Source organism: uncultured Clostridium sp. (assembly GCF_963527835.1).
Classification (GTDB): domain Bacteria; phylum Bacillota; class Clostridia; order Clostridiales; family Clostridiaceae; genus Clostridium.
Genome location: NZ_CAURTC010000019.1, coordinates 1 through 11,935, shown reverse-complemented (window position 1 = coordinate 11,935; position 11,935 = coordinate 1). Strand labels below are relative to the sequence as shown.

Genomic DNA, 11,935 nt, shown 5'->3' with positions numbered 1-11,935 from the left:
AATTTATAAAATCTTTGAAAATTGAAAGTAAATGAATAAATTCCATTGTGGAATTTTAAAATATACATTTTTAGAAAGTTCATAAGATTTTCAACCAAAACTTTCAGCTCTCATCTTTCCACTTTCAATTAAAAAAGTGTGGCGTAACCACTTTGCTTTAAATATTAATTTATAAAATCTTCAAAGGTTGAAAAAACTAATATATCGAAGATACTTTTAATTATTAATTAAAATGTTACTAAGCCACATTTAATTACATTTATCGATGGATTATTGAATGAGTTTATATTGACTTAGGTTATAATGAAAAGTAAAATATAATAAAGTATATACGAATGTTTGTTCGCAAAAAAGAGGTGTTATATTATGGGAGAATTTAAAATACATTCAAAATTTAAACCTACAGGAGACCAACCACAAGCTATTGAGACAATATTAAAATCAATAAAAGAAGGTAATGAATTTCAAACTTTGCTTGGAGTAACTGGATCTGGTAAGACATTTACTATGGCTAATATAATAGAAAATTTACAAAGACCAACTCTAATTTTGGCTCATAACAAGACTCTTGCAGCTCAATTATGTTCTGAATTTAAAGAGTTTTTTCCAGAAAATATAGTTGAATATTTTGTATCTTATTATGACTACTATCAGCCAGAAGCATATGTACCACAAACTGATACTTTTATTGAAAAAGATGCATCTATAAATGATGAGATAGATAAGCTTAGGCATTCAGCTACATCAGCACTCTTTGAAAGAAGGGATGTAATTATAGTAGCATCAGTTTCTTGTATATATGGTCTTGGTAATCCTGACGAATATAAAAAATTAACTATAAGTTTAAGAAAAGGTATGCAAAAAGAAAGAGATGAGATAATAAAAAAACTTATAGAAATTCAATATGAGAGAAATGATATAGATTTTTCAAGAGGAACATTTAGAGTAAGAGGTGATTTATTAGATATTATTCCATCATCAACTTCTAGTAAAGGAATAAGAATAGAGTTCTTTGGTGATGAAATTGATAGGATAAGAGAATTTGATGTATTAACAGGAACAATAATAGGGGAAAGAAATCATGTCTCAATTTTCCCAGCATCTCACTTTGCAACTTCGAAAGAAACTTTAGATAGATCGCTAGGTGAAATAGAAAATGAGTTAGAAGATAGACTTAGAGAATTAAATTCACAAGAAAAGTTATTAGAAGCTCAAAGATTAAGACAAAGAACAAATTTTGATATAGAAATGATAAGAGAAATGGGATATTGCAGTGGAATAGAGAACTATTCGAGGATTCTAGATAGAAGAGCACCAGGGACACCACCAAAAACATTAATAGATTATTTTCCAGAAGATTTCTTATTATTTATAGACGAAAGCCATGTTACATTACCACAAGTAAGAGCAATGTATGCTGGAGATAGATCAAGAAAAAATACATTGGTTGATTATGGATTTAGATTGCCATGTGCTTATGATAATAGACCATTAAAGTTTGAAGAATTTGAAAAAAAGATAAATCAAGTCATGTTTGTTAGTGCAACACCAGCACAATATGAGTTGGATCATTCACAATCTATAGCAGAGCAAGTTATAAGACCAACAGGATTATTAGATCCTAAAATTGTTATAAAACCAGTAAAAGGTCAAATTGATGATTTATATACAGAAATTCAGGAAACAATATCAAGAGGATATAGAATATTAATTACAACGCTAACTAAAAGAATGGCAGAAGATTTAACTAAATATATGGTTGAATTAGGTGTAAAAGCTACTTATATGCATTCTGATATTGACACTATTGAAAGAATGAAAATTATTAGAGACTTAAGACTTGGTGAATATGATGTTTTGGTTGGGATAAACCTTTTAAGAGAGGGCTTAGATATACCAGAAGTTGCTTTAGTTGCTATATTAGATGCAGATAAAGAAGGGTTTTTAAGATCTGAAACTTCTTTAATTCAAACAATAGGAAGAGCAGCTAGAAATTCAGAAAGTAAAGTAATAATGTATGCAGACAATATTACAAAATCAATGAAAAAGGCTATTAGTGAAACTGAGAGAAGAAGAAAAATACAAACACAGTATAATGAAGAACGTGGCATAACTCCACAAACAATTAACAAAGAAGTTAGAGATGTAATAGAGGCTACTAAAGTAGCAGAAGAATCAACAGAATATGGTACTCAAGAAACAAAATCTTTAACTAAGAAAGAAATAAAGAAACTTAGAAAAGAATATACAGATGAAATGAAGCTTGCAGCTAAAAATCTTCAATTTGAAAGAGCTGCACAGTTAAGAGATAAGATAGAAGAATTGAAAGGAAAAGAGTGATAAGATGAATGATAAGATAGTAATTAAAGGTGCAAAAGTTAATAATTTAAAAAATGTAAGTTTAGAAATACCAAGAGATAAATTAATAGTATTTACAGGATTATCAGGCTCAGGAAAATCCTCTTTAGCTTTTGATACATTATATGCAGAGGGACAAAGAAGATATGTTGAATCATTATCTTCTTATGCTAGACAATTTTTAGGACAGATGGATAAGCCAGATGTTGAATATATAGAAGGATTATCCCCAGCTATATCAATAGATCAAAAAACTACTAGTAAAAATCCAAGATCTACTGTTGGAACTATAACAGAAATATATGATTATTTAAGATTACTATATGCAAGAGTAGGTATTCCACATTGTCCTAAGTGCGGCAAGGAAATTTCTAAACAATCTGTGGATCAAATAGTGGATAAAATAATATCTTATGGGGATAAAACTAAGGTTCAAATTTTAGCTCCAATAGTTCGTGGAAGAAAAGGAACTCATGAAAAGATATTAGAAAATATTAAGAAGAATGGTTTTATAAGAGCTAGAATTGATGGAGAAATGTATGATTTAACTGAAGAAGAGGTTAAATTAGATAAAAATAAAAAGCATAATATTGAAGCTATTATAGATAGAATAGTAATAAAAGAAGAAATTGAAAAAAGGATTACTGATTCTATAGAAATGGCATTAAAGCTTGCGGATGGTTTAGTTATAGCTAACATAGTGGGAAAAGAAGATATATTATTTAGTGAAAATTTTGCCTGTCCGGATTGTAGTGTTAGTATAGATGAATTAGCCCCAAGACTATTTTCTTTTAACTCACCTTTTGGAAAATGTGATTGTTGTGATGGTTTAGGAACTTTGTTTGAATTTGATGAAAATTTAGTCATACCTAATAAAGAATTAAGCATCATGGATGGTGCAATAGCAAGTTGGGGAGCGGGAAGACTAAAAGAAGAATCTTGGACATTTGCAATATTAAAAGCGTTGGAAAGAGAATATGATTTACGACTTAATGTACAGATAAAAGATTTAAGTAAAGAAGAAGTAAATTTATTATTATATGGTACAGAGGGAAAAAGAATTAAAGTTGATTATGTAAAAGAAGGAGTAAAAGCTACCTATAATTATTCTTATGATGGAGAGATAAATTCTTTAAAAAGAAGATACAGAGAAACTAACTCAGATTACATAAAGAATGAAATAGAACAATACATGAGTGATAGTTATTGTCCTAAATGTAAAGGAGCAAGGTTGAAGAAAGAAGCCTTATCTGTTAAGGTAGGTGAAAAAAATATATATGAATTTACTACAATGCCAATAAATGAAGAGCTAGAATTTTTAAATAGTTTAGAATTTTCAACTAAAAACAAAATAATAAGCGAGCAGGTAGTAAAAGAAATTAGAAATAGACTTCAGTTTTTACTTGATGTAGGATTAGATTATTTAAATTTATCAAGAAAATCTGGTACTTTATCAGGTGGAGAATCTCAAAGAATAAGATTAGCAACACAAATTGGATCATCACTTATGGGAGTTTTATATATATTAGATGAACCAAGTATAGGTCTGCATCAAAGAGATAATGATAGACTTATAAGTACTTTAAAAAATTTAAGAGATGTAGGAAATACAGTTATTGTAGTTGAACATGATGAAGATACAATAATGGAGGCTGACTGTATTGTTGATATTGGACCAAGAGCAGGAGAACATGGTGGAGAAGTCGTTGCAGTAGGAACTGTAGATGAAATTAAATCATGTAAAGAATCATTAACAGGTCAATATTTAAGAGGTGAAAAATATGTTGAAGTTCCTAAGGAAAGAAGAAAAGGAAATGGAAAGGAAATAAAGGTAATAGGTGCAAAGGAAAATAATTTAAAGAATATAACTGCATCAATTCCGTTAGAGACTTTAACAATAGTAACTGGAGTTTCAGGATCAGGAAAAAGTACATTTGTTAATGAAATATTATATAAAGGATTAAATAGATTAATAAATAAAAGTAAAAATCCAATAGGAAACCACAAAGAGATATTAGGTTATGAAAATATAGATAAAATCATAGATATAGATCAAAGCCCAATAGGAAGAACTCCAAGATCAAATCCTGCAACTTATACAGGAACTTTTGATGTAATAAGAGAATTATTTTCTCAAACTAATGAATCTAAAATGAGAGGTTATAAGCAAGGTAGATTTAGTTTTAATGTTAAAGGTGGAAGATGTGAGGCGTGTTCTGGTGATGGAATAATAAAAATTGAAATGCAGTTTTTATCAGATGTTTATGTACCTTGTGAAGTATGTAAAGGAAAAAGATATAATAGAGAAACTTTAGAGGTAAAATATAAAGGTAAAAATATAGATGATGTTTTAAATATGACTGTAGAGGAAGCATTAGAGTTCTTTGAAAATATACCAAGAATAAAGAATAAATTAAAAACATTAAATGATGTTGGATTAGGATATATTAGATTAGGTCAACCATCTACTCAATTATCAGGTGGAGAAGCTCAAAGGATTAAACTTGCATCAGAACTTTCAAAGAGAAGCACAGGAAAGACATTATATATTTTAGATGAACCAACAACAGGTTTACACATAGATGATGTTAATAGACTTATAGAAATATTACAAAGATTAGTTGATACAGGCAATACAGTTGTTGTTATTGAACATAATATAGATATGATAAAGTGTGCTGATTATCTAATAGATTTAGGTCCAGAGGGTGGAGATAAAGGAGGAACTATTGTAAAAACAGGAACTCCAGAGCAAATAAGTAAGTGTGATAAATCATATACAGGTAAGTATTTAAAGAAATTATTGTAATCATTATAAAATAAAATTGTGTATAAGATTAAAATAAGGAGTATTTTATATGAATTATTTGTAAGAAATTATTTTCTTTAAGAATATATTTTGGTAAATTATTCTTGAAAATTAGTTACTTTGGTTTTAACTTATTAATTTTTTATTAAGATATCATGGGAGAGCGTTTATAATATAGACATTTATATACGATAAATTTTACAATGTTAATATGATTTAAAAATATAATGTGAAAATAAATTGATAATTATAAAAATATTAAAGATATTATAACACAAGGTGTTTTGCTGATAGGGGCAAAATGATACGTTTATAATGTCATAATTACTCTTTTTGTTGTATAATCATTATTATGATGTAGTAAATATGTATTGAGGTGAAGTTATGGATTTTTCAAAAATATCCGCAGGAATATTTGCAGCAATTTTCATTGTGGTTTTATATTTTATAATTTATTATGCATTGAAGATAATGTATAAAGATATAAAAGGTGGAGGAAGAAGAAGAAGACCTGCTAATTCTAGAGGTAATTTTGGTTTAGAGATATTAAAACCAGGAGAGTCTAGTGATTTAAAAGAAGGTTCGGTAATTCCAATAAGAAACGATTTGACTATTGGAAGAAAAGAAGAAAATTCTATTTCTCTTTCAGATCAGCATGTTTCAGGTAATCATGCGAGAGTATTTGTAAGAAATACTGGATTGTTTATCGAAGATTTAAATAGTACAAATGGAACTTATGTTAATGGAAATAAAATAAAAGGTAAACAAAAGTTATCTAACAAAGATGAAATAAGAATAGGTACTTCTACATTTAAGGTTCTAAGCTAGAGACTTAGCGGATGAGGTGAGATAGTGAGACGAAAAGGTGATACTAAGTTAATGATATTAACTTATATATTATGCATGGCTCTTTTTGTGAATTTAGCAATTTTAAAAGATCCTATAGATAAGGGTGCCATATATATGGGCGCAATAATATGTGTGTTAATAACAGTAGCTAAGATTCTAATGAATAAGTTTTATCCTAATGGAGATAAGTTTTTATTTATATTTTCATGTATATTATCAGTTATAGGTATTGCTGTTTTATATAGATTAGATGCTACAGTGGCTATAAAACAATTAATATGGGTTATAGCAGGGATTGTAATATATATGTTTATAGTACTTTCAATACCTGATATAAGGGAATTAGGCAAGTATAAAAGTTTATTTTTAATTTTGACATTAATATTAATGCCATTAGCATTAATATTTGGAACAGAAATTAATGGTTCTAAAAACTGGATTATGATTGCAGGTACTGGATTTCAGCCATCAGAATTTGGTAAGATAGCATTTGTTTTATATATTGCATCTGCTATTCGAAAATATGAAGATAAAAATAACATAAAAGAGGATTTTAAACAACTTTGGGAACCTGCTTTGGTAGTTATGTTTTCGTTAGGGTGTATGGTACTTCAAAAGGACTTAGGATCTGCTCTAATATTCTTTGGAATATCAATAACTATGCTTTATGTTGGAACAGGTAAAAAGAAATACGTAGCCATAAGTCTTGCATTATTTTTAGCTGGTTCATTTGTAGCATATCAATTATTTGGTCATGTAAGACAAAGAGTTTTAATATGGAGGGATCCTTGGAGTGATCCAAGTGGTCTAGGATATCAAATAGTTGAAGGAATGTATGCTATAGCATCAGGAGGATTGTTTGGTAGTGGCCTTGGTCAAGGATATCCAGGATTTATTCCTATAAATACATCAGACTTTATTTTTGCAGTAATTTGTGAAGAACTTGGAATAATAATAGGTCTTGGGATCATGATAATATATTTCTTAATCTTCTATAGAGGAATGAGAAGTGCTGTTTTTATAAAAGATAGATTTTCTCAATTAACTGCGGTTGGTTTTAGTGCTATGATAGCTTGCCAAGTATTAGTTATCATAGGTGGAGTTTTTGCAGTAATACCACTAACAGGTATAACTTTGCCACTTATTAGTTATGGTGGTTCTTCAGTTATAACCATGTTTTTTGCGCTTTCAATATTGCAAAAAATATCAGAGGAGGACTAACTATGAAGGATATTTCAGATAGTATAAAAAAAGTAATGATAGTTTTTCTATTTTGTTTCGTAGCCCTTATTTCGTATATAGCATATTTTCAAGTTTTTAATGCTCCGAAAATAGCGGAACAACAAGGAAATAAAAGATTAAGTGCAAGAAGAAATGAAGTACTTAGAGGAACTATATATGATAGAAATGAAAATGCTTTAACTAAAAGTGAAAAGAAGAATGCTCTTACTCAAAAAAGAGAATACATATATGGTGATTTATATACTCATGCTTTAGGATACGTAGATCCAATATATAGAGCTACAGGTCTAGAAGCAGCATATGATAAAGAATTATCAGAGTATAGCTCTATTAGTAATACATTTTTAAACTTAACTAAAGATTTTTCAATGGAAAATTTAAAAGAAGCATTAAAAAATAGAAAAGAAGAAGAAAATAAAATAGGTAATAGTATAATAACTACTTTAAATACAAATATTCAACAAGTTGCTTATGATGCTCTTGGAGATAATAAAGGTGCAGTAGTTGCATTAGACCCTAAAACAGGAGAAGTTCTTGCAATGGTATCAAAGCCAACATATGATCCAAACAATTTAGAGGAAGCAATGAAAGCAGCTAATGAGGGAAGTGCGGATGATAGTCCACTTATAAATAGAGCAACAGGAGGATTATATCCACCAGGTTCAACATTTAAAGCTGTAACTCTTACAAGTGCTTTAGAAAACATCGCAGGAATAACTAATAGACAATTCCAAGATGATGGTAAGCTTGTATTTAATGAGAATCATTCATTAAGCAATGCAGGTGGAGCAGCTTATGGAAGTTTGGATTTAAAGAATGCATTTAGAGTGTCAAGTAACGTTGTCTTTGGTGGTTTAGCAATGGAATTAGGCAATGATAAATTAAAATCTACAGCAGAAAAATTTGGATTTAATAATTCTATAGAAGCTGATGGATTTACAATACAAAAAAGTCAATTTCCAACACTTAAAAGTTATGAAGTTGGAAGTATAGCACAAACAGGAATAGGTCAAAGTAGTATATTATCTACACCTATGCAAATGGCTTTAGTATCTAGCACAATAGCTAATGATGGAGTTATGATGAAACCTAAATTAGTTAATAAAGTTATTGATAAAGATGGAAATACAGTAAAAACAGTAAATCCTGAAAAATTAAAACAAGTTATGGATGCAAATGAAGCTGCTATAATAACGGATTACATGAAGAATTTAGTTGATTCTAAAATAAATGGTACTTGGAGTATATTTAGAGGTACAGAAACTTGTGGTAAAACAGGAACAGCAGATTATCAGTTACCAAATGGTGAAGATGCTAAACCACATTCATGGTTTATAGGTTTTGCACCAGAGAATAATCCTAAAGTTGCAATAGCTGTTATTGTTGAAAATGGTGGATATGGATCAGGAGTCGCAGCTCAGGTTGCAGGTGAAGTTATACAATCTGCATTATCAAATTAAAATTTAAAAATAAGTTCTATTTTAAGTTAATTGATTTATAAATGGGATTAATACTGAAATGTTTATTCTATTAAAATAGGAAAAAATTCAATATATTTAACTAACGCTATGTCTAGATGGTGTGTATAATGTAACACTATCTTAGACATAGCGTTAACTAAATGTTGATATTGTAATATCGATAGTATATTATAATATCAACATTATTAGAATACAGAAAAATATAATTTGCGGAGGTGATGATAATATTTGACTTTAAAAATCAACTTAAAATTTTACCAGATAAACCAGGGGTATATTTAATGAAAAATTCTCTTGGTGAAGTTATTTATGTTGGAAAAGCAAAAATACTTAAAAACAGAGTAAGGCAATACTTTCAAAACTCAAAGAATCATTCTGAAAAAGTAAAAGCTATGGTAAAAAATATTGCAGAATTTGAATATATAATCACTGACTCAGAAATGGAAGCATTAATATTAGAATGTAATCTAATTAAGAAATATAGTCCAAGATATAACATACTTTTAAAGGATGATAAGTTTTACCCATTTATAAAAGTTACTATAAACGAGGAGTTTCCTAAAATTTTTATTACTAGAAAATATGCAAAAGATGGTAATAAATATTTTGGACCATACACTAATATAGCTTCTGTTTATGAAACTATGAACTTAATAAAAAAAATATTTCCAATAAGAATATGTAAGAAAGCTATAACAGAAGGTGGTAATCCAACTAGACCATGTTTAAATTATCATATAAAAAAATGCAATGCACCTTGTGCAGGATACATATCTAAAAAAGAATATAGAAATATGATAAGTGAAGTAATGGAGCTTTTAAGTGGAAAGAATAAAGACTTAGTGAATAAACTTCAAAAAGATATGGAGAATGCTTCACAAAACTTAGAATTTGAAAAGGCAGCTTCATTGAGAGATAAAATAATAGCTATCAATAATATAATAGAAAAACAAAAAATCTTTAAATCTCAAGAAGGAGACGAAGATTTTATTAATTTGTATAAAGATGAAAAAGATTGTTGTGTTCAAGTATTCTTTCTTAGAGATGGAAAAGTTACCGGCAGAGAACATTTTATATTGGAAAATAGTACATATCAAGAGGAAAGTAGTATTCTATCTCAGTTTATGATTTCTTTTTATGGGGGAACGCCTAAAGTACCTAAACATATTTATATCCCTAAAGAACAAGATACTGAAATTTTAGAAGAATTTTTAAAAATAAAAAGAGGTTCTAAAGTTAATGTTAAAGTACCTAAAAAGGGAAGTAAAAAAGAAATGTTAGAATTAGTAAAAAATAATGCAAAGCTTACTTTAGAACAATTTAAAGAAAAGCTATTAATGGACAAGAAAATAAATCGAGGATGCTTAGAAGAACTGAAGGAACTTTTGAATTTAGATGATATACCAAATAGGATAGAGTCTTTTGATATATCTAATATACAAGGTGTAGATTCAGTTGGTTCTATGATAGTCTTTGAAAATGGAAAAGCCAAGAATAGTGATTACAGAAGATTTAGTATAAAAAATGTTAAAAATGGAAATGAATATGATAGCATGAGAGAAATTTTAGAAAGAAGATTTACTCATGGATTAAAAGAAGTAAAAGAAATACAGGAGAGAAATCTTCAGTTTTCAAATGGAAAGTTTTCTAATTTTCCAGATCTAATTATGATGGATGGTGGAAAAGGTCAGGTTAATGTAGCTAAAGAGGTATTAAATAAGTTGGATATACAAATACCTGTATGCGGATTAGTTAAAGATGATCACCATTCAACTAGAGGGATTATTTATAATAACGAAGAGATTATTATAAATAGAAGTTCAAACCTTATGCAATTTATAAGAAGAGTACAAGATGAAGTTCATAGATTCGCAATAACATATCATAGAAGTTTAAGAGATAAGAGAACACTACATTCAATATTAGAAGATATACCTAATATTGGTGCAAAAAGAAGAAGAGCATTACTTATGAAATTTGGAAGTGTTGAGAATATAAAAAATGCTAAATTAGAAGACTTATTATCTACAGAATCCATAGATAATAAGGCTGCAGATAGTATTATATCTTATTTTAAAAAACATGAACATAATTCGTAATTTATGCTATAATAATACGGAAATAATAATATTTACTTAAAAAATCAATATAAGTATTTGAGGAGTTTTATCATGAATCAAAATAAAAACTATAGAGTTTTATTTAGCAATTTATACAAAGATGCACAAATGCAAGAAAATGCAAAAATGAGTGAGCATATAAATTTTAGAGTTGGGGGACCGGTAGATATACTTTTAACTCCAAATACTAAAGAACAAATAGTAGAAACAATAAAGTTATGTAAAGAAAATAAGATACCTTTTTATGTTCTAGGAAATGGGTCTAATGTTTTAGTTAAAGATTCTGGAATAAGAGGCGTTGTTATAAAGTTATCTGAATTTGATAATATAGTTAGAGATGGAAATACAATAAAAGCAGAAAGTGGTGCGTTATTAAAAGATGTATCAGCTCAAGCTTTAAAGGCATCATTAACTGGATTTGAATTTGCATGTGGAATTCCAGGTAGTGTAGGCGGAGCAGTATTTATGAATGCAGGTGCTTACGATGGAGAGATTTCTTTTGTAATTAAAGAAGCAGAAGTAATGAATGAAGATGGAAAGATAATAACTCTAGCAAAAGATCAATTAGAGTTAGGATATAGAACATCAGCAATAATGAAAAAAAATTATGTGGTAATAAGTGCAACATTCTGTCTTGAATCTGGAGAAAAAGATAAAATTGAAGGAAGAGTATCTGAATTAACAAATAAAAGAGAAGAAAAGCAACCTTTAGAATTCCCATCTGCGGGTAGCACATTTAAAAGACCAGAAGGTCATTTTGCTGGTAAGTTAATTCAAGATGCAGGATTAAAAGGTTTTACTTTAGGTGGAGCTGCTGTATCAGGTAAACATTGTGGATTTGTAATAAATAAAGGAAATGCTACTGCTAAAGATATTCTAGACTTAATAGAATATGTTCAGAAAGAAGTAAAGAAACAATTTAATGTGGATTTATATCCAGAAGTTAGAATAATAGGTGAAGATTAATTATATAATATATTATAAAAATAAAGAGCTCAAAAGCGTTAATGCTTTTGAGCTCTTTGTTGTGTGCCCAGCATGGGCACGTACTAATCGGTGAAAGTCCGTAATGGGGG

Annotated in this window: 7 protein-coding genes; all 7 read left to right on the top strand. The window is 28.7% G+C overall.

What is annotated here, in order from left to right; genetic code table 11:
• The first annotated feature begins 366 nt into the window (after positions 1-366).
• The 7 genes from uvrB to murB all read left to right on the top strand — a co-directional run bounded on the left by uvrB (position 367) and on the right by murB (position 11,825).
• Positions 367-2,340 carry an excinuclease ABC subunit UvrB gene (uvrB, locus tag RYM86_RS10320; RefSeq protein WP_315080231.1) on the top strand — a complete coding sequence of 658 codons (1,974 nt, stop codon included), beginning with the start codon at positions 367-369 and terminating at the stop codon, positions 2,338-2,340.
• A 4-nt stretch (positions 2,341-2,344) separates the two neighbouring features.
• Positions 2,345-5,167, top strand: coding sequence for an excinuclease ABC subunit UvrA (gene uvrA, locus RYM86_RS10315; protein WP_315080229.1), 2,823 nt, complete (start codon positions 2,345-2,347; stop codon positions 5,165-5,167).
• 384 nt (positions 5,168-5,551) lie between these two features.
• The gene (locus RYM86_RS10310) at positions 5,552-5,995 is read left to right on the top strand and encodes an FHA domain-containing protein (protein WP_315080228.1); all 444 of its coding nucleotides are present in this window, start codon (positions 5,552-5,554) and stop codon (positions 5,993-5,995) included.
• 51 nt (positions 5,996-6,046) lie between these two features.
• Positions 6,047-7,237, top strand: a complete 1,191-nt coding sequence (locus RYM86_RS10305; protein WP_315080334.1) for an FtsW/RodA/SpoVE family cell cycle protein — start codon at positions 6,047-6,049, stop codon at positions 7,235-7,237.
• Positions 7,238-7,239: 2 nt separating this feature from the next.
• On the top strand, positions 7,240-8,718 hold the full coding sequence (locus RYM86_RS10300) for a penicillin-binding transpeptidase domain-containing protein (RefSeq protein ID WP_315080227.1): 1,479 nt from the start codon (positions 7,240-7,242) through the stop codon (positions 8,716-8,718).
• A 245-nt stretch (positions 8,719-8,963) separates the two neighbouring features.
• The gene (gene uvrC, locus RYM86_RS10295; protein ID WP_315080333.1) at positions 8,964-10,838 is read left to right on the top strand and encodes an excinuclease ABC subunit UvrC; all 1,875 of its coding nucleotides are present in this window, start codon (positions 8,964-8,966) and stop codon (positions 10,836-10,838) included.
• Between the two features lie 72 nt (positions 10,839-10,910).
• A complete protein-coding gene (murB, locus tag RYM86_RS10290) occupies positions 10,911-11,825 on the top strand; it encodes a UDP-N-acetylmuramate dehydrogenase (protein WP_315080225.1) in 915 nt (304 codons plus the stop codon).
• Positions 11,826-11,935: the final 110 nt, after the last annotated feature.